Genomic DNA, 20,800 nt, shown 5'->3' on the forward strand with positions numbered 1-20,800 from the left:
GATTGTGTAAGGCCTTGTGCTCCTGCCGAAACTATCTTTGAATACAAAAGATAAAAACAGTCATGGAAACAATCACTGCTCATTCTACCATAAAGAAAATTTTCCCCATTAGAGGTATGACCTGTGCATCATGTGCATTAAGTGTGGAGAGTATGTTGCAATCCCAGGAAGGCGTTATTCAAGCAGGTGTCAACTTTGCCAACAGCACGGCTTCTGTGGAATATGACCCATCCGTTGTTCAGCCCATAGCTTTTAAGAAAATCATCCAATCAATCGGGTATGATATTTTGGTTGAAGAAACTGAAGAAAGCAAGGATAAACTGGAAGACTTACAGCAACAACAGTATGAGGGTTTAAAACGAAAAACGATTTGGGCTTCAGCATTGGCATTGCCGGTAGCAATCATTGGGATGTTCTTTATGAATATGCCTTACGCCAACTGGATCATGATGATCCTTACCGTTCCAATTCTTTTTTGGTTTGGCAAGAGTTTCTTTATTAATGCCTATAAAATAGGTAAACATGGTAAAGCTAATATGGACACTCTGGTAGCATTGAGCACGGGTATCGCCTTTTTATTTAGTGCTTTTAATACAATTTATCCCGATTTTTTTCACAGAAATGGGATACATGCTCATGTTTATTTTGAAGCGGCCGCAGTTGTTATTGCCTTTATCCTTTTAGGAAAATTACTGGAAGAAAGAGCAAAATCAAATACTTCATCAGCTATCAAAAAACTGATGGGCTTAGAACCTAAAACAGTCATCGTAATTCATGAAAACGGACATGAAGCGGAAATGCCTATTTCAGCTATTCAAATGAGAGACAGGATTCTGGTACGGCCCGGTGATAAAATTCCTGTAGACGGTCTTGTATATGAAGGAACCTCATTTGTTGATGAAAGTATGATCAGTGGAGAGCCTGTGCCTGTGGCAAAGAATGAAGGTGAAAAGGTTTTTGCAGGCACCGTGAATCAAAAGGGAAGTTTCAAGTTTATAGCCGAAAAGGTGGGTAAGGACACCTTGCTTGCACATATCATCCAAATGGTGCAGCAAGCCCAAGGCAGTAAGGCTCCTGTGCAAAAGTTAGTAGATAAGATCGCTGGAATTTTTGTACCTATAGTGATCGGGATTTCTATTCTAAGTTTTGTTCTGTGGATGGTTTTGGGTGGAGATACTGCACTTAGTCAGGCACTTTTAGCTATGGTTACCGTACTTGTTATTGCTTGTCCTTGTGCTTTGGGTTTAGCAACGCCAACGGCCATTATGGTTGGCGTGGGAAAAGGTGCTGAAAATGGAATTTTAATAAAAGATGCCCAAAGCCTCGAAATGGCTCATCAGGTAAACGCTATTATTTTAGATAAAACAGGAACTATTACTGAGGGGAAACCACAGGTAACAGATCTTATATGGGTGGATAAAAATCCGGAAAACATATCGGTTCTTTTTACAATGGAGTCACAATCAGAGCATCCTTTGGCCGAAGCTGTGACCCTTAAGTTGAAAGAACAAGTTGTTGAATCCGTAAAGATCGAACATTTTAAAAGCATCACCGGCAAAGGTGTGGAAGCTGCATACAATAAGAAAAGATTTTTTATAGGCAGCCACAAACTCATGCTCGAGAATGGAATTTTGATTGATAATCAATGGTTATTCAAAGCAGAGGCTTTACAGAAAGAAGCCAAAACGGTTATTTATTTTGCAGGAAACGAACAGTTATTAGCCATCATTGCTATTGCTGATAAGGTTAAAGTTGCTTCGGCAAAAGTAATCACTGATTTAAAAGACCAGGGAATTACGGTTTATATGTTAACAGGAGATAATAAGGAAACAGCGGCAGCAGTAGCCAGGCAAGTGGGCATTGAAAATTATAAGGCCGAAGTTTTACCATCTGATAAAGCTGATTTTATTCAGGATCTTCAGCAAAAGGGTAAGAAGGTGGCCATGATTGGTGATGGTATAAATGATGCTCATGCCCTGGCGCAAGCCGATGTAAGTATTGCAATGGGGAAGGGTTCGGATATAGCAATTGATGTAGCTTCTATGACACTTATTTCATCGGATTTGGCTGCGTTACCGAAAGCTTTTGGTTTATCGAAATCAACCGTAAATACGATCAAGCAAAATCTGTTCTGGGCCTTTATTTACAATTTAATTGGGATACCTATAGCTGCCGGTGTGCTTTATCCTTTCTTTGGTTTTCAATTAAATCCAATGATTGCCGGTGCTGCAATGGCCTTAAGTTCGGTTTCAGTCGTTACCAATAGCTTACGGTTGAAAACAGCTAAGCTTTAGAAGTTATATAAAGCATTGCTGGATCATGTAAAAATCAAAGTGGTATTATCAATTAAATTTGTTTACTATTAATGCTATCAAGATGGAACTTAAATTTAAAACTAACATAAATTGTAGCGGATGTATCACTAAGGTTACCCCGTTTTTAGATAATGCTGAAGGTATTTATGAATGGAGTGTTGACACCGCGAATCCCAATAAGATTTTAACTGTAAACGCTGAAAATTCTTTAACTGAATTTGTAAAAAGAAAAGTCGAAGAAGCAGGGTTTAAAATAGAACTGATCTCATCATCATGAGCAAGAAAGTTCTATCTCAGCGTCATTATGATGAAGATCATACCAATGATCAAAAACATCATGAGCATGACAACGGATCAATCGAAAGGTTAGGTGAATGAATGCAAACTCTTTTCTTTGCAGTTTTTAAGATTTTAGGTTAGCCAGAAATTGGTGCTAACTATTTGATAATTAGTGTATTTTTGCATTTTTGTAAACGGTTAAAACAAAGCATATTATGAAGTCAAAATTTGCATTATTATTAACATTCTTGTTGTCTTCTGTTTTCTGTCTTACTTCATTCGGTCAAGACTTTACGGCGCTTAAAAATAGAACTTTAACACACTCTTCTGAGTTCAAATCAATTGAACCTGAAATTCTTGAATGCGCCAATTATATTCTGAGTACTCCTCAAGATGATAGTAATGAGAATCGTCAGATTGCAATTGAAGTGTTAGTAAAATGGATGGGCGGAACTCCTGATTATAAATTTCACATTGATGAATCCATAGGTGAGTTATTGCAGAGTGATCCGGATATACTTTCGCTCTATTTACCTGCAATGGCTAAATATGCACTTGAAAATCCATCGAGGGCTGCTAATCAAAATGCAATGAAGCTTAATACACTTAAGTTGTTGTTGAATTATTCAGAAAATAAGGCCAATCGTATTAAGCAAACCAAAGAGCTTAAAAAGTTGATAGCCGTTAAAAACAGTGGCAAATTGGAAGATTATCTTAAGGTATAGGTCTCTATGTTCGATTTCAATTTTAATCCTTTTACTGCCTTTAAGTAAATACTAAAAACGGTAAACAAAAGCGGCTTCCAATAATTTGGAAGCCGCTTTTGTTTACCGTTAGATTTTTATTTCTTAACAGCACGTTGTTGTTGCTGTTTTGACATTTCTTCTAAACGCATCTGCCATTTTGATTTTTTATTGGCTTCAGGACGTTTTTTGTTCTGCTCAAGCTGTGCGTGAATTGCATCTTCATTTACAAACTTGCGGATCAGGAACTGCTGACCAAAAGTGATCATGTTCGCACAGAAGTAATAATAGTTCAAGCCTGCAGGGAAGCTGTTTAACACACCCATGAACATTACAGGCATAATATAACCTAAGTACTTCATTTGACCGCTTACACCTGAAATTTTATTGTTCATCCAAGTGTAAATCAAGGTTGAGATGGTCATGAGTACACACATTAAGCTAATGTGGTTACCGATAATCGGTAGGGTAGTACCCCATGTAATCGCAGAATCAAATGTTGAAAGATCTTTTACCCATAAAAACGATTGCTGACGCAACTCAAAAGAGGCAGGGAAGAACTTGAAAAAGGCAAACAAAATTGGCATTTGCAACAATAAAGGCACACAGCCAGCCAGCGGATTAACTCCAGCTTGTTTGTACAGCTTCATGTATTCTTGTTGCAAGCGGGTTTGATCTTCTTCACCAACCTTGGCCTTAATTGCATCCATCTCAGGCTTCAAAATACGCATTTTAGCCTGTGATTTGTATGAGCTGTAGGTTAATGGCAATAATACCAGTTTAAGAATTACGGTTAGTAATAAGATGATGATACCGTAATTCATATTAAAACCATTCAAGAAGTTAAATAGAGGTATAACTGCCCAACGGTTAATGAAACCCAGTGGACCCCAACCAAGCTTTATTAGTTGTTGTAAATCGTAACCTGTTGCTTTTAACGTGGTGAAGTGATTCGGGCCGAAGTAAAACTGCATTCCGTAAACTTCTTCAGCTTTTGATTGATAAGGAACTGATAAATCAGCAGTCATTTTCTTTACTGTTGATTTAGTTAAATCAGTTTCCGTATTTAAAGTTGAACCGGTAATTTCATTATTTGCAATAAGTACCGAAGAGAAGAAGTGCTGTTTGAAAGCCACCCATTTCAATGAGCTGGTTTTTTCTTCTTTATCTTTTGTTTCTGATAAATAATCAGCTTTATCTTCAAGAGGCTTATAGTAAACGGTTGAATACTGGCGTTCACTCTTAATATCCTTTTCTTGCTGTAATAAGGCACTGCTCCACTCAATGGTTAAGTTTTTCGTACTTGGCGCAATGAGTTGGTTCATGCCAACCATTTTTACATTGTAACCAAGCAGGTAACTTTTGCCTTTAAGTGAATACACATAATCAATGTATTGCGTTGCAGATACAGCAAGACGCAATGTAACACTGTTTGAATCAGTGCCTGCTACATTAATGGAAGAACCTAAAGGTTTAAAGAACTCATCATTAGTAATCAAATTACGACCGGTTAATGGGATTTTAAAACCAAAACGGTTATCATCTCCATTAAACAGAATTACAGGTTTTCCGTCTGCTGTTTTTTGTCCTTTAAGTTCAGTAGCGTAAACACGGCCACCTTTAGTGGTCAATGTTACTTTCATTAACTCGTTTTCAAGTGTAATGAACTCTGGTTTTTGGATTACGCCTGTATCAACAGTGGCAGTGTTCGAGGTTGAATCTGTGGCCACTGAGGTTACTATTCCCTTTTTAGCTAGTTCGATTGAATCGCTTTGCTTTTTATATTGATTGATTTCCGGTTGGGTAGGCTTCATGAAAAAGCTCCAGCCAATAAGGATCAATGCAATGATAAATAAGCCTGTGAAGGTGTTTTTTTCCATTTAAAATAAAATGATACTCGTATTTAAATTATTTATTTTTTTTTGGTGATCGTTCGTGATGATCTTTTGCCGCTTCCACAAATTTTACGAATAAAGGATGCGGATTGGCAACAGTACTTTTCAATTCAGGGTGAAACTGGCCGGCAACGAACCAAGGGTGATTTTTATATTCTATAATCTCAACCAAACCGGTTTCAGGGTTAATACCTGAAGTTGTCATTCCTGCCTCGTTAAAACGCTCCAAATAGGCATTGTTAAATTCATAACGATGACGGTGGCGCTCGCTGATATGGCTTTTGCCATAAATGTTATACGCCTTGGTTCCTTTTTTAATATCGCATGGATATGCACCCAAACGCATGGTTCCGCCCATGTTGGTAATCTTTTTCTGCTCTTCCATTAATCCGATAACCGGATCAGGAGTATCTGCATTCATTTCAGCTGAATGAGCATCTTGCAAGCCTAAAACATTACGAGCAAATTCAATAACGGCGCATTGCATACCCAAACAAATTCCCATGAAAGGGATATTATTTTCACGTACGTACTTGATTGCATCAATTTTGCCTTCAATACCACGGTTACCAAAACCTGGAGCAACAAGAACGGCGTCTAGTTCGCCAAGTTTTTCTTTAACGTTTTCAGGCGTGATATATTCTGAATGAATGTATTTTAAGTTAACCTTGCACTCATTTTTAGAACCTGCATGAATAAATGCCTCAGTAATTGATTTGTAGGCATCAGGCAGTTCAACGTATTTACCAACCAAGCCAATTCTAACCTCTGAAGTAGGGTTTTTGAGGTTTCCGAGGAAATCTTTCCAGCTCTCAAGATCCGGTTCAGCTTTAATTGGAAGTTTTAATTTGGTAAGCACAATACGATCCAATTGCTCTTTCAACATCAATAACGGCACATCGTAAATGGTCTCTGCATCAATTGATTCGATTACCGCATTGGCGTTAACGTTACAGAACAGCGCAATCTTTTTACGAATCTCGTTTGAAATTTTGTGCTCGGTACGGCAAACCAAAATATCAGGTTGAATGCCGTATTCCAATAACATTTTAACCGAGTGTTGAGTAGGCTTGGTTTTTAACTCACCTGCTGCAGCAAGGTAGGGTAATAAAGTTAAGTGAATTACCAAAGTATTGGTGTAACCGTATTCCCAACGGAACTGACGAACAGCCTCAATGTACGGCAATGACTCAATATCGCCAACGGTACCACCTAATTCAGTAATTACAATATCATAATTACCACTTTCTCCTAATAAACGGAAGTTATCTTTGATCTCATTGGTAATGTGAGGAACAACCTGTACGGTTTTACCTAAGTAATCGCCTTTACGTTCCTTGTTAATTACATTTTGATAAATACGTCCGGTAGTGATGTTATTGGCCTGTGAAGTAGGAACGTTAAGAAAACGTTCGTAGTGACCTAAGTCAAGATCGGTTTCTGCACCATCTTCGGTTACATAACATTCGCCGTGCTCGTATGGATTTAGCGTTCCCGGGTCGATGTTAATATAAGGGTCTAATTTTTGGATAGTGACTTTATATCCTCTTGCTTGTAATAATTTGGCTAATGATGCCGAAATAATTCCTTTTCCTAATGAAGAGGTAACACCTCCCGTAACGAAAACGTACTTTGTCATGATTGGATTTTATTGTTACTTGCTGGTTACGGGATGCAAAGATAGGAAAATAAGTGAGTGAGAATCGGAATATTTTGTCATTATTCTATCATTTGATAATCAGTCGGTTGTGACGGAATTTTTGAGCGACAGATTTCTCAGGTTTTAGGCATTAGCTCAATAACCTAGAGTCTAAAACCTTTAGTCTATTTAAAAAGCCCATGGAATTCTTTTTCGATGCTATTAATGACAAAGCCTAAATCTTCAGGATTGTTTACAAAGTTGATTTTATCCTGATTGATGACCAGTAGTTTGCCTTCTTTGTAATTGTCAATCCATTTCTCATATTTTTCATTGAGTTTGGTAAGGTAATCAATGCGAATACCCGCTTCATACTCTCTACCTCTTATCTGAATATTGTTTACTAAGGTTGGAACCGAGGCTTTCAGGTAGATCAATAAATCAGGTGGTTTGATAAAATGTTTGATTGAACTGAAGATGGCAAGATAATTCTCAAAATCACGAGAAGTCATCAATCCCATATCATGCAAGTTATCGGCAAAGATGTAAGCATCTTCATAAATAGTACGATCCTGAATAATAAAACGCTGATTATTCTGGATGTCCATCAATTGCTTGAAACGACTATTAAGGAAGAAGATCTGGAGATTGAATGACCACCGCTTCATATCATTGTAAAAATCTTCTAAATACGGATTATCATCAACCGTTTCGTATTGCGCTTCGCAAGTATAATATTTTGATAATAACTCGGTTAGGGTTGTTTTACCTGCCCCTATGTTGCCAACTATTGCAATATGCATGGTCTTGATTTGAAGGGTTGAAAATTTTTATTCTGAAAAATAAAAACACGCGTGACTTTAGAATTTTCTGATTCCAATTAGCTCACGCACTTCATTAATTGTTTTCTGAGCACTTTCACGGGCTTTAGCGGCACCTAAACGAGCCACTTGACGAACATAATCCTCATCAGCCGAAATGGCGTTTATTTTTTCGCGCATTGGAGCTGTAAAATTGATCATGTCTTCGGCCAATTGCTTCTTCATATCGCCATAGCGAATGGTGCAATCGTTGTATTTATCTTCAAAAACCTGTAAAGTATCTGCTGCTGAAACTACTTTCATCAGATCAAACAAGTTTTGTATAGGTTCAGGTTTTACAGCGTTCGGCTCGGTTGGACCGCTATCCGAAACAGCTCTCATCACTTTTTTACGGATTTCTTCAGGACTATCACCCAGGAAAATTGCATTGCCTTCGCCTTCTGATTTTCCCATTTTACCTTTTCCATCCAAGCCCGGGATTTTTACCAGCTCAGAACCAAAGTTAAACGCGTAAGGTTCCGGGAAAAACTCGCTTTCATAAATTCTATTAAAACGATTTCCGAAAGTACGGGCCATTTCAAGGTGTTGCTCCTGATCTTTACCTACCGGCACTTTCGTAGCACGATGAATTAAAATATCGGCAGCCATTAAAGTAGGGTAGGTGAGTAAACCGGCATTTATATTATCAGGTTGACTGCGTATTTTATCTTTAAAAGAGGTACAACGTTCCAGCTCACCCATATACGCGTTCATATTGAGCAATAAGTATAATTCAGCTACTTCTGGAACATCCGATTGTATGTATATGGTTGATTTTTCAGGGTCAATACCTGCTGCCAGGTATTCCACCAAAACCCGGCGTACACTACTGTGTAAATCAGTAGGGTGAGGATGGGTAGTTAAAGAATGATAATCAGCAATAAAGAAATAGCAATTATAGTGATGCTGCATCTGAATAAAATTCTTAATAGCACCAAAGTAGTTTCCTAAATGTAAATTTCCGGTAGAACGAATACCGCTAACAACTGTTTCCATTGGGCCGAAAATAAGAATTTTTTCGGAAAGCGGCATGTAGTCCTGAGTCCACAGAGGCAATACTTTCTTAATCATTTTTATTTCCATTGACTATGGACTATAAACTATTGATCATCGACTATGGACTATTAGACTATTTTCATCATATTTGCAATTAGGCCTATAAATACTAAAAGTTTAAGTATGAAAATCGACAAAAATGTAGTGGAAAAGATAGCGCATTTAGCACGTTTAGATGTTGAAGACGTGGATAAAAGCGTAGCCGATTTGAGCAAAATTCTTACTTTTATGGAGAAGCTCAATGAACTTGATACCGAAAATGTTGAGCCTTTAATTTACATGACAGATGAAGTAAATGTATTTCGTAAGGATGAAGTGAAACAAGATATTACTACAGATGAAGCGCTTAAAAATGCTCCAAAACGAAACGAAAATTACTTCCGTGTAGCTAAAGTAATTGAGCAGTAAATGCTTCATAATCTGGTTCTTGTAATTTTCTTTTTACGGATCTCCAACCAGTATTTTTTTATTTTACATTTGATAAACCTTCAATGATTTGTTATGTCTAGCTTAATTTCAATTGATGATATTGGTAAAAAATACGTGATTGGTGCTGAGGTAATTCATGCCTTAAGATCCGTAACCCTAACCATCAATAAAGGTGAATTTGTTGCCTTAATGGGGCCTTCCGGTTCCGGAAAATCTACCCTGATGAATATTTTGGGTTGTCTGGATACGCCATCGAAGGGTAAATACATATTGAACGGAATGGATGTCAGCCATATGACTGATGATGAGTTAGCAGAAGTGCGCAACAAGGAGATCGGTTTCGTCTTTCAAACATTTAATCTATTACCGCGTTCATCATCTTTAGACAATGTTGCCATGCCCTTGGTATATGCTGGGGTGAAAAAGGTAGAGCGGGAAGAAAGAGCACGTAAAACATTAGAAAGTGTAGGTTTAGGTGATCGGGTGAATCATAAACCCAATGAATTGTCGGGTGGTCAACGCCAACGTGTTGCCGTAGCCAGGGCATTGGTAAATAACCCTTCTATTATTTTGGCCGATGAACCTACCGGTAACCTTGATACCAAGACATCCATTGAAATTATGGCTTTAATTGAGGAAATCCATAAAAAGGGGAATACGATCATTTTAGTAACTCACGAAGACGATATTGCCAAACATGCGCATCGTATTGTACGTTTACGTGATGGCGTAATTGAAGATGATTTTCTGAATGAGGAAGTTCGGAGCGCGCTTAAAGAAGCTGCATTCATTGAGTAGATGGCTAATTTGATTATTTAAATGAAGATATATACAAAAACCGGCGATAAAGGTACAACAGGTTTAATTGGTGGAACCCGCGTTCCAAAGCATCATTTAAGAATCGAGGCTTATGGAACAGTAGATGAATTAAATTCATACATAGGCCTCATACGCGATCAGCAAATTGATCCTGAATACAAACACATACTGAAGGAAATCCAGGATCGTTTGTTTACAGTTGGGGCTTTACTAGCGTCTGATCCTGAAAAATCAAAAATGAAGGTTCCTGATTTGAATGAAGCAGATATTTCATTACTTGAAAAACAAATGGATTTGATGAATGAGGAGTTGCCGGAATTAAGAAATTTTATTTTACCCGGTGGCCATACGATCGTTTCTTATTGTCATTTAGCACGTTGTGTTTGCCGAAGAGCAGAGCGTTTATCGGTGCAACTTGCCGAAGAAAGCGTTATGAATGAGCTGGTACTGAAATACTTAAATCGTTTATCGGATTATCTTTTTGTACTCAGTAGAAAGGTAGCCGCCGATCTTAACGCCGAAGAATACATCTGGGTTCCCCGGACTAACTCCTGATTGAATTAGTTACTAAATAAATGCACAGTTTTTGATAAAACTTTTTTTATTAACTATACGTTTTTATTATATATTCGCGATAATTAACGAAGAGACGAACATAAATTTAAATTATTGCCTATGTATTGGACACTCGAATTAGCTTCGCATCTTGAAGATGCACCATGGCCGGCTACTAAAGATGAATTGATCGACTATGCAATTCGTTCTGGAGCGCCGGTAGAGGTCATCGAAAACCTCCAGGCATTAGAAGATGACGGCGAACCTTACGAAAATATTGAAGAGGTTTGGCCTGATTATCCTACTAAGGACGACTTCCTGTTTAATGAAGATGAATATTAAAGAATAACTTTTTCATTTAAGCAGCTGTTTGTTAAGTAAATGTACTTTATTTATTTACCAGATGGCTAAAAAGTCAATTTGCAAACAGAATTGAATTAAGCTCCTTTTTAAGGGGCTTTTTTCTTTAGTGGGCCATGAACCTGAAACAATTGGTTGAGAACTTAAAAAATTAAGTCAAAAATCTAAAGCATTGTGGCTGTACCATTTATGCAGTCATTAACCTTCGTTTGTCCTTCGTTTTTAGATGTATATACGCAACTACCGCGATGAACCTTCCTGCTATTACTCATTTTAATGAACGGCGTCTTAAAATTGACTTTGCGGACAATAAATAGGAGCTAAAACTAATTAATGGCGCAAGGATGAGGAAACACATAATGCCCTATTCCTGTCAAATAGTCAATCCAATCGATTTTGTGTTTTATGTCGAATACCTTGCGCCATTCATTTGCCACCCATTTGTTAGAGGATGGAACCGATTTGCGTTATATAGAAAGTTTATTGGGGCATGGCAGCAACAAAACCACTGAGATGTATACCCACATTACCACCAAGGGTTTTGATCAGATTAAAAGTCCGTTGGATCGGTTGGATATTTAAGTAGAATGGTTATTTTAGAGGTTCGGCTACCCAAAAAAAACAAACACAGCAGGGTACCTATATATGGAATATATACGCAACTCCGTTTCTTAAAAAGAAGAGTAGTTGCGTATATTCGCTCGTTAGCACCAATACAAATGGACATCGTACAGCAAAGAGACAAACAAATACGAGACTTGGTTAATCATCCTTGGAAGCTACAAAGTTTGTTAGATGACAAAACCAAATGGAACAAGTTGTGTGCCTCAATGGACGTTATTGGTGACACTCAAATAGCAATAAATAGTTACTTTTCTTTGCCGAGTTTTAAAGCAGAAAATGGTGGTTATTTGTTTTTATACGGATTATTGCAAGCATTCTTTTTACAACAAGACGCAATTAATCATTTATCAGAAGCATTATTTGACAGCGCAATAAAATGGAAAACTGAATATCCAGACATTTACCTTGTTAGAGAACTTAGAAATGATTCCATAGGACATCCAACAAAAAGGGGAAAGGATGAATCATTTCATTTTATCGCTCGTTATTCTGTTTCAAAAGGACATTTTCGACTTATGTCGCATTATTCAAAGAACAACAAGTCTGAATTTAATGACATAGACATAAATGACCTTAAGGAAAAACAAGAAAGTAGTGTAATTAAAATTTTGGACAACGTTATTGAACTTATGGAAAAAGAGTACAAAGAACATAAAAGCAAATTTGCAAATGCCAAATTATCTGACTTAATTCCAGGGACAATAAGCTATTCCATTGGAAAAGTTTACGAAGGAATTTATAATGACTACCCTTTGGCTGAAATGAATTTTTCTTTAATAAAGAACACCATTGACACAATCAAAGAAGAAATCATCAAGCGATATGGAAAACTTTCAGCATTACAAGGACTTAATGACGTGATTAGACGAATTGACTACATAATTCAAAAAGTTGAGAGTTGGATTAAAAACAATCAGCTATTAAATAATGACGATGCGGAGGTTTTTTTAGATAGCTTTTCAGACAGATTTAAAGAACTTGAAGAAATGCTAAATGAAATTGATGAAGAGTTCAAGTAAATGTACTGGTGCTAACAACTAAGCTTTCGTCTTGTCCGCAGGGCATGAGATGAAAGCCGTGTTGAACGGAACCTTTGGTAGCTATCGGTGCTGTTTATTATGGGGTTATCGAAGAAAAAATTGGGGCTATTACAGGCGGCATTTTAAGAAGATGCCGCCTGTGATATTTTAAGGAGCTTTTTGAGGCCGATTTCTTTGGGGTAGGCGCATAAGTGCCCTTACCCATAAAATCAGTTAATATGGGGAGTACAGTTTTGGCGAGCGCCCAAAGTCCAATGGGCCGGCGGGCCGCGCTTGTCAAACAACTCAATGGTGATCAGTATGCTTTTTTTGCAACAAGGGCAGCTTCGGTAACCTGAAAGATTCGACACCATTGAGGGATTTTTTTCAACGCATCAACTTTCGCAAAGGACGCGTGTCGGCCATCAGTGCCACAGCCAGAAAGCTGGCAGTCATCATCTGGAACCTATTGGTAAAAGGAGGAAGTTACATCAACCCTGAAGGCTACTTGTTTCTGGATCACAACCATAATAAAGGCAGCCGCTAAACCCACGCTTGCCGAAAAGCACGGTGGACGTGCAACTTTGAACTTACCATCTAATTAAATTGGCAAGTGCCAGCAGACCGAAAAATAATTTGATTTAAAATAAAACACACGTATATTTGAAATAAAATAAATACGTGCCATGACAACAAAATTAACATTGACAATTGACGATTCTGTGATTTCGGTTGCAAAAAAATATGCTAAGAATAAAGGTAAAAGTCTCTCAGACATAGTAGAGAATTATCTGATGACTTTGACATCAAAAGAAAGCAAGGATGAGACTATTTCTCCGAGAATTTTAAAATTAATGGGAGTAATTGAGTTGCCAGAAGATTTCGACTATAAAAGGGAAATAACAAATAGTCTTTCAGAGAAATATAAGTTATGAAACATATTTTTCTAGACACAAATGTATTAATCGACTTCCTTGCCGACAGAAAGCCGTTCTCAGAAGAAGCTGCTAAACTTTTCAATTATTCATTTCAAAAAAAAGTAACAATTTACGTTGCAACTGTTTCTTATAACAACATTTACTATATTCTTAGACAGTCCTGTGCGCATTCAAAAACAATAAAGATACTTGCCGAACTTCAAGAGTGGACAGAATCTGTTGACCTATCAAAAGACGTAATAAGAAAAGCACTAAAGTCTGATTTCAAAGATTTCGAAGACGCAATTCAATATAACTGCGCTAAAACTTTAAATAAAATCGACTGCCTTGTGACACGCGACACTAAAGATTTCAAGACAAGTTCATTACCGATATTGACTCCTAAAGAAGCAGTAACAATGATAGAAAGTACCAGTCACTAACAACTAAGCTTTCGTCTTGTCCGCAGGGCATGAGATGAAAGCCGTGTTGAACGGAACCTTTGGTAGCTGGCGGTGCTGTTTATTATGGAAGGTAGTTTGGCCGTTTTTCGGTTAAACTTTTTGAGTTATAGCAACCCCTGCAGTTCAGTCCTGCTTTTGAGATGCGTTTCGACTTGACAAAATAAATAGGAGATAAACAGAAAAAAGTTTTATTTAGACAATAATGTCAAATTAAGAAGAAATTAATCTGTTTATTTTTACTAAATTTGTTAAAATAAAAGATTTCATGGGTGGCTTAAGTCTTATTCCAACAGAGAAAATAGTAGAACGCTTACGATACGAAAATCCTTGGTGGTTAAACAAACAAATACCCGAAGCGTACAGCTCTATGTCAAAACGCTTGTATTTTAGGCTGTTTTATCCATATGTAACCGAAAAAAGTGTGCGCAGGGCTTTGGTGCTTATGGGGCCAAGACGTGTGGGCAAAACCGTCATGCTGTTTCACTGTATACAGCAATTATTGACTGAAAATGTAAATCCACACAAAATTTTCTTTGTAGGCATAGATAATCCTATTTATGTACATTTAAGTTTAGAAGACATTTTGACCCTCTGCAAAAAATCGCTTAACCAAAGTAATTTAAACGATTGCTATGTTTTTTTTGATGAAATACAGTATCTCAAAGATTGGGAGCGTCACCTCAAAATGTTGGTAGATTCGTATCCGGAAACCAAATTTATTGTATCGGGTTCAGTAGCAGCTGCCCTGAAATGGCACAGTACCGAAAGTGGCGTGGGTAGATTTACCGATTTTATGTTACCACCGCTTACTTTTCAAGAGTATATTCATCTTAAAGATATGAATCATCTCATTTATGATGGTAACATTATATACGGTGAAAAACAAATGCCTTATTGCCTTACACATGATGTAAAAGCGCTCAATAAAGAGTTTGTGCATTATTTGAATTTTGGTGGTTATCCGGAAGTGGTGCTATCAGAAAAGCAAAGCGATATGGGCAGATACGTAAAAAACGATATTGTTGACAAAGTACTGTTACGCGATTTACCCAGTCTATACGGCATCAAAGACGTACAAGAGTTAAATCGCTTTTTTACCTACATTGCCTACAACACAGGCAATGAATTTTCGTACGAAACAATGAGTAAAGAAAGTGGAATACAGAAAGACACGCTTAAAAAATACTTAGAATACTTAGAGGCAGCATTTCTTATAAAAGTATTAAACAAAGTGGATGTAAATGCCAAACGCCTAAAAAGAGTCACGAGTTTTAAAGTGTATTTAACCAATCCATCGTTGCGCACGGCTTTATTTTCACCTATTTCCGAAACCGACAGCGAAATGGGTAATATGGTAGAAACAGCAGTACTATCACAATGGATGCACCGGGAAAAATTAGATCTAACCTATGCTCGCTGGAAAGATGGTAGAAAGGAAGGTGAAGTGGACTTAGTATTGGTTGATGACAAGCAGTACAAACCTGTTTGGGGTGTAGAAATAAAATGGAGTAACCGTTACTTTGAAAAACCGCAAGAACTAAAAAGTTTAATACAGTTCTGTAAAGCCAATTCCTTCGAAAAGGCTTTGGTAACATCTATTGACCAAACAGGTTTAAAAACCATAGACGACCTTTCGTTTTCGTTTTTACCGGCCTCTATTTACAGTTACAACATTGGCGATATAACCTTGAAAATGAAAAACAGTAATTAGATTATAAAGTTCATACTAGAAAACAACCAAGGGCACACAATGTATTATTGCCAATGGTTTAAAGTTTTATCTTTGCTAACAACTGACAACAAATGGACCTAGACCCGATACCATATTACTACGAACCAATTAACAGGAATGCGATTTTAGTTCGACCTAAGCAGCCTTTTTACGACTGGGTGAATAAAGTATTTAAAGACGACCAGCCAATATCGGACATGGACGAGCACAACATTTATTTAATCCGAGAAATGGGTAGTAACGAGGACATTAAAAAATGGATTAAGAAAAATTTTGACAACCTTTTCGTTAACGAGTTAAACGACTGGTGCACGGACGAATCGGATTGGCCGACAAATAGGACTTATAAAATGTTCGGTCTCTGGTTTGACGTTGAAGTTCATTCAATGGTTCTTGACCTTGAAGAATTTCCAGTGACAAAGGACTAAAGAATTAATTTATGCTTGCTGACCGTTTCGTCTGACCTTAATGTAAACGGTGGACTTAGAAAGCTGGCATCATCATCATCTGGAACCTATTGGTGCATAAGTCGATTTCTACGAAATCGACTTACTTTACACATATATATACGTTTGGGATAAATTTCAAGAGAAAATATTCCAAGTCATACCTTATTACAAAAAGATATTTGACTACGGAAAAAACTATTTGGGTTAATCATTTGCCAATTAAACAAAAGAAAAATAAAAGCCGAACCGCTAACAGCTAAGCTTTCGTCTTGTCCGCAGCCCCTGTTTTATTTTATCATTTAAGCAAGGATTCTGCATAACGCAAATCTTCCGGGAAAGTAATTTTTATGTTTTTACTATCTCCTTCGGTTAAATTGATCTTTACACCCATTGCTTCTACTACACTTGCATCGTCGGTGAATTCAGCTTTGTATTCCTGTTTATAAGCTTCGTTTATTAACTTAACCTGAAAACATTGGGGCGTTTGAACTAAAAAATACTGCTCCCTATCCAGTCCAATAGAAATTCCGTCCTGCAATTTTCGTATTGAATCCCGGCATTTTATCACCGGAATTGCATTGCCGAGTTCTTCGGCCATTTTAAAGGTGTTGATTAATAGGTCAGTTGAAATAATAGGTCTAACTGCATCGTGAATAGCCACCAGTCCATCATCCTCAATCATACTTAAGCCTTTTTTTACAGATTCAAATCGGGTTTTTCCTCCTTCAATGAGCTTATGTGGAACGGTGAACTTATAATCGGCGCATAACTTCTTCCAAAACTTATGGTAATCAGGATGCATTACTACGATAATCTTAGGGACTAACGGCCATTGATAAAATGCCTTGATTGTATGCATGATTATAGGCAAGCCATTCAGTTCCAGAAATTGCTTGGGAATTGCTGATTGCATTCTGGAACCGCTTCCACCGGCTACTATAATCGCGTAGTATTTCATGTTAAATAATAACGGGTTGCCAATTAGTAGATTGCGAATTTTTCCAACTCACAACCTAAAACTCGCAACCCGTAACAGAATATTTTTTTAAAATTAGATGATTAACATCGCATCTCCATAACTATAGAATCGATATTTTTCTTTAACAGCTACTTCATAAGCGTTCATTACGTGCTCATAACCACCAAATGCAGCTACCATCATTAATAATGTTGATTCAGGAGTATGGAAGTTAGTAATCATGCTATTCGCGATACTAAAATCATACGGAGGGAAAATGAACTTACTTGTCCATTCATTCGCTGGTTTTAAAATTCTGCTTGCAGAAACTGCCGATTCAATGGCACGCATAGCAGTTGTACCCACAGCGCAAATTCTTCTTTTCTCCTCTAAAGCTTTGTTTACCTTGTCAACTTCACGTTGTTCAATGATAAAGTGCTCAGAATCCATTTTATGTTTGGTGAGATCTTCTACCTCCACTGAACGGAAAGTTCCTAAGCCTACGTGAAGCGTCACTTCAGCAAACTCCACACCTTTTAGCTCCAGGCGTTTCAATAGCTCACGGCTAAAGTGTAAACCTGCAGTCGGAGCTGCTACCGCACCCTCATTTTTTGCAAATACGGTTTGGTAACGGTCTTTATCCTCAGGAGTTGCTTTACGCTTGATGTATTTAGGAAGCGGTGTTTCGCCTAAAATTTCAATGGCTTCTCTAAATTCTTCATCCGTTCCGTCAAATAGAAAACGGATTGTACGACCTCTGGATGTGGTATTGTCAACAACTTCGGCAATGAGTAAATCGTTTTCGCCAAAGTATAATTTATTGCCGACACGGATTTTACGGGCAGGATCTACCAAAACATCCCAAAGACGCATTTCTCTGTTCAATTCACGTAATAAGAATACTTCGATTTGCGCTCCGGTTTTTTCCTTATTACCGTACATACGGGCAGGAAATACTTTGGTATTATTCAGGATCATCACATCCTTATCGTCAAAGTATCCCAAAATATCTTTAAATATCTTATGCTCGATCTTGCCTGTATCCTTATGCAGAACCATTAAACGTGACTCATCACGTTGTTCTGAAGGTGTTGAAGCTACAAGTGATTCAGGTAAATTGAAACTAAATTGAGATAATTTCATGTGTATGATAGATTTCTAATAATTTATAAAATGTGGCAAAGATAGCATTTTAAACTACAAAAAAATTTAGAAAGAACATAGATATTTAAATGAATTTTAAAGTACTCAAACTTGAAATTTTATATTTCTTCTAAGCGGTCCGATGAGATAATTAATTACATTTGGATTAGCTATGATCTATCTTCGACTCATTAAAGAAAGTTTTGCCTTTGCTTTCGAGGCTCTTCGCGTTAATAAATTACGCACTATTCTCTCTCTATTGGGTATTACCATTGGTATTTTAACCATTATTGCTATTCTTACCGCTGTTGATGCACTTAAAGGCAATGTCAGAGCTAGTGTAGATAAATTAGGTACCAATGCCATGTTTATTGAAAAATGGCCCATTCTTTTTGGCAAGGATTATCCTTGGTGGAAATTTATCAATCGGCCGTTAGTAACCTATGCTGATTTTCAAAAGCTTAAACCACGTTTACAAACAGCAGAAGCCTCGACTTTTTTTATTGATGTAAGTAATCAAACTGTAAAATATAAAAACAATTCCGTTGAAGGCGCTTATATGACAGGTGCCACGTATGAGTTTGATCAGGTTTATGCTTTTGAAATTACGAATGGCAGATACTTTACAGAAGTAGAGGCAAAGGCTGGTCGAAATTTGGCCATCATCGGAGCTGCAATTGCCACCGGACTTTTCAAAAATGAAGATCCGATTGGTAAAGAAATAAAAGTGGCAGGAGCCAAACTGGTCGTAATAGGGGTAATTAAAAAAGAAGGAGCATCCATTCTAAAGTTTTCCGACGATGACAATAGTGTAATTGTTCCTTACAACTTCATTAAAGGCGTGGTGAATGTGAAAAGCGATAGGAATCATCCTCATATTATGTTAAAAGGTAAAGACGGGATTCCAATTGATGAGGTGGAGAGTGAGGTGCATAGTGTCATGCGTTCTATTCGCAGGTTATCTCCATTGGAAGAAGATAATTTTGCTGTCAATAAAATTACCGTATTGGCCAATCAGGTTGATTCGCTATTTGATGTGTTGAATATTGCCGGTTGGGTAATTGGAGGTTTTTCGATTTTGGTGGGAGGGTTCGGTATTGCCAATATTATGTTTGTTTCAGTGAAGGAACGTACTCATATCATCGGCATTCAAAAATCATTAGGAGCGAAGAACTTTTTTATTCTTTTGCAATTTTTGATTGAATCGGTTGCCTTATGTCTAATCGGAGGCGCAATCGGATTGTTGATTGTTTGGCTCATTTCCGTAGGTGCATCAAAGGCCTTGAATATGGATTTTACCATGAATATGGGAAATGTAATTACCGGTGTCGGTATTTCGGTTATCATTGGAACGCTGGCCGGTTTTATTCCTGCTTACACCGCTTCACAGCTCGACCCGGTTGAGGCAATACGATCGAAGTAGCTAAAGGTTTTAGGTAAAGTGTATTACGAAGTAAAACAACAACTGCCTACAACCTGAAGCCTTCAGCCTAGATTTTATTTTTCTTGGCTTCTTCCAATAATTGATCTTTATCAACGGGCACAACACCTACTTTTTCACAAACCAATCCACCGGCTAAATTGGCTAAAGCGGTAAAGCGAGTTGGGTTTAATCCAGCGGCAAGTCCCAATGCTGCAACGCTTACTACGGTATCACCTGCGCCGGAAACATCAGAAATATCGCGGATATGTGCCGGAATTAACACTTTTTCATTTTGAGCATTAATGTAAATGCCCAGTTCAGATAATGTAACCATCACCATTTCGGCACCTAGTTTCTCTTTTAAATGTTCGATGGCATTTTTTAATTGCTCATTATTACGAACATCAAAATCAATCTTTAAACCTTCTTTTAATTCTTTTAGATTGGGTTTAAACAGGGTGACATTTTTATAATGCAGGAAGTTACGTTTTTTAGGATCGACTATGGTTGGTATGTTGGCAGCTTTGGCGAGCTCAACTACGGCTTCAATGAGTTTTACCGTAATTACACCTTTATCGTAATCTTCAAAAATAATAGCATCGATTGAGTGCGTTTTAAGCAAGAGTTGAATGCGATTCAGTAATGCATCGGTTTCATCATGACTAATTTCATGAGTGATTTCTGAATCTACACGTAACATTTGCTGGTGATGACCCAATAAGCGGGTTTTCATCGTGGTAATACGATCTTCACTTTTTACAATGCCTTCGGTACTTATGTTTTGTTCATTTAATAACTGAACAAATGTTGAGCTATGTGAATCATTTCCAATAACCGAGCATATAATCGGGTTGGCACCCATTGCCTGAATATTCAATGCAACGTTAGCTGCTCCTCCCAAACGGTTTTCGCGTTTGGTTACCGAAAGAATAGGAACCGGAGCTTCTGGCGAAATACGATCAACTTTACCCCACAAGTAAGCATCAATCATTACATCGCCAATTATTAAAATATTGAGTTTTTCGAACTTTTTAAAGATGTCCTTCATTTGTAATCGTTAGTGGTAATTCGTTGTTGGTTCCACAAGCTTCAATTGGGCGCTAAAATTAGATATTATTGTT

General features: G+C 37.4%; 22 protein-coding genes. 15 read left to right on the top strand and 7 right to left on the bottom strand.

The annotated features are described in order from the left end of the window. The first annotated feature begins 62 nt into the window (after positions 1-62). The 3 genes from FN756_RS10800 to FN756_RS10810 all read left to right on the top strand — a co-directional run bounded on the left by FN756_RS10800 (position 63) and on the right by FN756_RS10810 (position 3,319). Positions 63-2,294 (top strand): heavy metal translocating P-type ATPase, encoded by a 2,232-nt coding sequence (locus tag FN756_RS10800; protein ID WP_221929052.1) that lies wholly within the window; start codon positions 63-65, stop codon positions 2,292-2,294. 82 nt (positions 2,295-2,376) lie between these two features. Then, the gene (locus FN756_RS10805) at positions 2,377-2,592 is read left to right on the top strand and encodes a heavy-metal-associated domain-containing protein (protein WP_142604128.1); all 216 of its coding nucleotides are present in this window, start codon (positions 2,377-2,379) and stop codon (positions 2,590-2,592) included. A 217-nt stretch (positions 2,593-2,809) separates the two neighbouring features. Further along, positions 2,810-3,319, top strand: a complete 510-nt coding sequence (locus tag FN756_RS10810) for a hypothetical protein (RefSeq protein WP_142604129.1) — start codon at positions 2,810-2,812, stop codon at positions 3,317-3,319. A 116-nt stretch (positions 3,320-3,435) separates the two neighbouring features. Here FN756_RS10810 and yidC read toward each other — a convergent pair whose 3' ends face one another. The 4 genes from yidC to trpS form a co-directional block, all read right to left on the bottom strand. Then, complete coding sequence (gene yidC, locus FN756_RS10815; RefSeq protein ID WP_142604130.1) at positions 3,436-5,217, bottom strand: membrane protein insertase YidC; 1,782 nt, start codon at positions 5,215-5,217, stop codon at positions 3,436-3,438. A 28-nt stretch (positions 5,218-5,245) separates the two neighbouring features. Then, positions 5,246-6,871 carry a CTP synthase gene (locus FN756_RS10820; RefSeq protein ID WP_142604131.1) on the bottom strand — a complete coding sequence of 542 codons (1,626 nt, stop codon included), beginning with the start codon at positions 6,869-6,871 and terminating at the stop codon, positions 5,246-5,248. A 185-nt stretch (positions 6,872-7,056) separates the two neighbouring features. Then, positions 7,057-7,674, bottom strand: a complete 618-nt coding sequence (locus tag FN756_RS10825; protein ID WP_142604132.1) for a deoxynucleoside kinase — start codon at positions 7,672-7,674, stop codon at positions 7,057-7,059. Positions 7,675-7,731: 57 nt separating this feature from the next. Then, the gene (gene trpS, locus FN756_RS10830) at positions 7,732-8,727 is read right to left on the bottom strand and encodes a tryptophan--tRNA ligase (protein WP_142604193.1); all 996 of its coding nucleotides are present in this window, start codon (positions 8,725-8,727) and stop codon (positions 7,732-7,734) included. A gap of 183 nt (positions 8,728-8,910) precedes the next feature. Between trpS and gatC the strand changes: the two genes are divergently transcribed. The 11 genes from gatC to FN756_RS10885 all read left to right on the top strand — a co-directional run bounded on the left by gatC (position 8,911) and on the right by FN756_RS10885 (position 16,134). Beyond that, complete coding sequence (gatC, locus tag FN756_RS10835) at positions 8,911-9,195, top strand: Asp-tRNA(Asn)/Glu-tRNA(Gln) amidotransferase subunit GatC (protein ID WP_142604133.1); 285 nt, start codon at positions 8,911-8,913, stop codon at positions 9,193-9,195. 93 nt (positions 9,196-9,288) lie between these two features. Beyond that, entirely contained in the window at positions 9,289-10,014 is a 726-nt protein-coding gene (locus FN756_RS10840; protein WP_142604134.1) for an ABC transporter ATP-binding protein, read from the top strand. A 21-nt stretch (positions 10,015-10,035) separates the two neighbouring features. Beyond that, positions 10,036-10,590: a cob(I)yrinic acid a,c-diamide adenosyltransferase gene (locus FN756_RS10845; protein ID WP_142604135.1), complete on the top strand. Its 555-nt coding sequence runs from the start codon at positions 10,036-10,038 to the stop codon at positions 10,588-10,590. A gap of 120 nt (positions 10,591-10,710) precedes the next feature. Then, positions 10,711-10,932, top strand: a complete 222-nt coding sequence (locus tag FN756_RS10850; protein WP_142604136.1) for a DUF2795 domain-containing protein — start codon at positions 10,711-10,713, stop codon at positions 10,930-10,932. Positions 10,933-11,355: 423 nt separating this feature from the next. Beyond that, a complete protein-coding gene (locus tag FN756_RS10855; protein ID WP_221929053.1) occupies positions 11,356-11,532 on the top strand; it encodes a tyrosine-type recombinase/integrase in 177 nt (58 codons plus the stop codon). Between the two features lie 5 nt (positions 11,533-11,537). Beyond that, on the top strand, positions 11,538-12,593 hold the full coding sequence (locus tag FN756_RS10860) for a hypothetical protein (RefSeq protein WP_142604137.1): 1,056 nt from the start codon (positions 11,538-11,540) through the stop codon (positions 12,591-12,593). Positions 12,594-12,966: 373 nt separating this feature from the next. Next, positions 12,967-13,140: a hypothetical protein gene (locus FN756_RS10865; RefSeq protein ID WP_185955254.1), complete on the top strand. Its 174-nt coding sequence runs from the start codon at positions 12,967-12,969 to the stop codon at positions 13,138-13,140. Between the two features lie 139 nt (positions 13,141-13,279). Further along, entirely contained in the window at positions 13,280-13,528 is a 249-nt protein-coding gene (locus tag FN756_RS10870; protein ID WP_142604138.1) for a DUF6364 family protein, read from the top strand. Further along, positions 13,525-13,953 carry a type II toxin-antitoxin system VapC family toxin gene (locus FN756_RS10875; RefSeq protein WP_142604139.1) on the top strand — a complete coding sequence of 143 codons (429 nt, stop codon included), beginning with the start codon at positions 13,525-13,527 and terminating at the stop codon, positions 13,951-13,953. Before FN756_RS10870 ends, FN756_RS10875 begins: the two co-directional genes overlap by 4 nt. A gap of 286 nt (positions 13,954-14,239) precedes the next feature. After that, positions 14,240-15,685 (top strand): ATP-binding protein, encoded by a 1,446-nt coding sequence (locus FN756_RS10880; RefSeq protein WP_142604140.1) that lies wholly within the window; start codon positions 14,240-14,242, stop codon positions 15,683-15,685. Between the two features lie 92 nt (positions 15,686-15,777). Then, positions 15,778-16,134, top strand: coding sequence for a hypothetical protein (locus FN756_RS10885; RefSeq protein WP_142604141.1), 357 nt, complete (start codon positions 15,778-15,780; stop codon positions 16,132-16,134). Between the two features lie 316 nt (positions 16,135-16,450). Here the strand turns inward: FN756_RS10885 and FN756_RS10890 are convergent, their stop codons facing one another. Beyond that, complete coding sequence (locus FN756_RS10890; RefSeq protein WP_142604142.1) at positions 16,451-17,113, bottom strand: 2-C-methyl-D-erythritol 4-phosphate cytidylyltransferase; 663 nt, start codon at positions 17,111-17,113, stop codon at positions 16,451-16,453. Between the two features lie 93 nt (positions 17,114-17,206). Beyond that, on the bottom strand, positions 17,207-18,256 hold the full coding sequence (gene queA / locus FN756_RS10895; RefSeq protein ID WP_142604143.1) for a tRNA preQ1(34) S-adenosylmethionine ribosyltransferase-isomerase QueA: 1,050 nt from the start codon (positions 18,254-18,256) through the stop codon (positions 17,207-17,209). Between the two features lie 172 nt (positions 18,257-18,428). On the opposite strand from queA, the gene FN756_RS10900 reads away from it, so the two are divergent. After that, positions 18,429-19,679: an ABC transporter permease gene (locus FN756_RS10900; protein WP_142604144.1), complete on the top strand. Its 1,251-nt coding sequence runs from the start codon at positions 18,429-18,431 to the stop codon at positions 19,677-19,679. Between the two features lie 67 nt (positions 19,680-19,746). On the opposite strand, the gene FN756_RS10905 is transcribed toward FN756_RS10900, so the two are convergent. After that, a complete protein-coding gene (locus FN756_RS10905; RefSeq protein WP_142604145.1) occupies positions 19,747-20,727 on the bottom strand; it encodes a bifunctional heptose 7-phosphate kinase/heptose 1-phosphate adenyltransferase in 981 nt (326 codons plus the stop codon). Between the last annotated feature and the right edge of the window lie 73 nt (positions 20,728-20,800).

Origin of the sequence: Solitalea koreensis, assembly GCF_900182575.1 — a bacterium.
In the GTDB taxonomy this organism is placed as follows: domain Bacteria; phylum Bacteroidota; class Bacteroidia; order Sphingobacteriales; family Sphingobacteriaceae; genus Solitalea; species Solitalea koreensis.

Bases quoted from the DNA above. Each gene is read 5' to 3' on its own strand.
- trpS (WP_142604193.1), bottom strand. From the start codon at position 8,727: ATGGAAACAGTTGTTAGCGGTATTCGTTCTACCGGAAATTTACATTTA.
- FN756_RS10820 (WP_142604131.1), bottom strand. From the start codon at position 6,871: ATGACAAAGTACGTTTTCGTTACGGGAGGTGTTACCTCTTCATTAGGA.
- queA (WP_142604143.1), bottom strand. From the start codon at position 18,256: ATGAAATTATCTCAATTTAGTTTCAATTTACCTGAATCACTTGTAGCT.
- yidC (WP_142604130.1), bottom strand. From the start codon at position 5,217: ATGGAAAAAAACACCTTCACAGGCTTATTTATCATTGCATTGATCCTT.
- FN756_RS10825 (WP_142604132.1), bottom strand. From the start codon at position 7,674: ATGCATATTGCAATAGTTGGCAACATAGGGGCAGGTAAAACAACCCTA.
- FN756_RS10890 (WP_142604142.1), bottom strand. From the start codon at position 17,113: ATGAAATACTACGCGATTATAGTAGCCGGTGGAAGCGGTTCCAGAATG.
- FN756_RS10850 (WP_142604136.1), top strand. From the start codon at position 10,711: ATGTATTGGACACTCGAATTAGCTTCGCATCTTGAAGATGCACCATGG.
- FN756_RS10875 (WP_142604139.1), top strand. From the start codon at position 13,525: ATGAAACATATTTTTCTAGACACAAATGTATTAATCGACTTCCTTGCC.
- FN756_RS10840 (WP_142604134.1), top strand. From the start codon at position 9,289: ATGTCTAGCTTAATTTCAATTGATGATATTGGTAAAAAATACGTGATT.
- FN756_RS10855 (WP_221929053.1), top strand. From the start codon at position 11,356: ATGTCGAATACCTTGCGCCATTCATTTGCCACCCATTTGTTAGAGGAT.
- FN756_RS10860 (WP_142604137.1), top strand. From the start codon at position 11,538: ATGGTTATTTTAGAGGTTCGGCTACCCAAAAAAAACAAACACAGCAGG.
- FN756_RS10845 (WP_142604135.1), top strand. From the start codon at position 10,036: ATGAAGATATATACAAAAACCGGCGATAAAGGTACAACAGGTTTAATT.
- FN756_RS10880 (WP_142604140.1), top strand. From the start codon at position 14,240: ATGGGTGGCTTAAGTCTTATTCCAACAGAGAAAATAGTAGAACGCTTA.
- FN756_RS10805 (WP_142604128.1), top strand. From the start codon at position 2,377: ATGGAACTTAAATTTAAAACTAACATAAATTGTAGCGGATGTATCACT.
- FN756_RS10900 (WP_142604144.1), top strand. From the start codon at position 18,429: ATGATCTATCTTCGACTCATTAAAGAAAGTTTTGCCTTTGCTTTCGAG.
- FN756_RS10800 (WP_221929052.1), top strand. From the start codon at position 63: ATGGAAACAATCACTGCTCATTCTACCATAAAGAAAATTTTCCCCATT.
- FN756_RS10885 (WP_142604141.1), top strand. From the start codon at position 15,778: ATGGACCTAGACCCGATACCATATTACTACGAACCAATTAACAGGAAT.
- FN756_RS10870 (WP_142604138.1), top strand. From the start codon at position 13,280: ATGACAACAAAATTAACATTGACAATTGACGATTCTGTGATTTCGGTT.
- FN756_RS10905 (WP_142604145.1), bottom strand. From the start codon at position 20,727: ATGAAGGACATCTTTAAAAAGTTCGAAAAACTCAATATTTTAATAATT.
- gatC (WP_142604133.1), top strand. From the start codon at position 8,911: ATGAAAATCGACAAAAATGTAGTGGAAAAGATAGCGCATTTAGCACGT.
- FN756_RS10810 (WP_142604129.1), top strand. From the start codon at position 2,810: ATGAAGTCAAAATTTGCATTATTATTAACATTCTTGTTGTCTTCTGTT.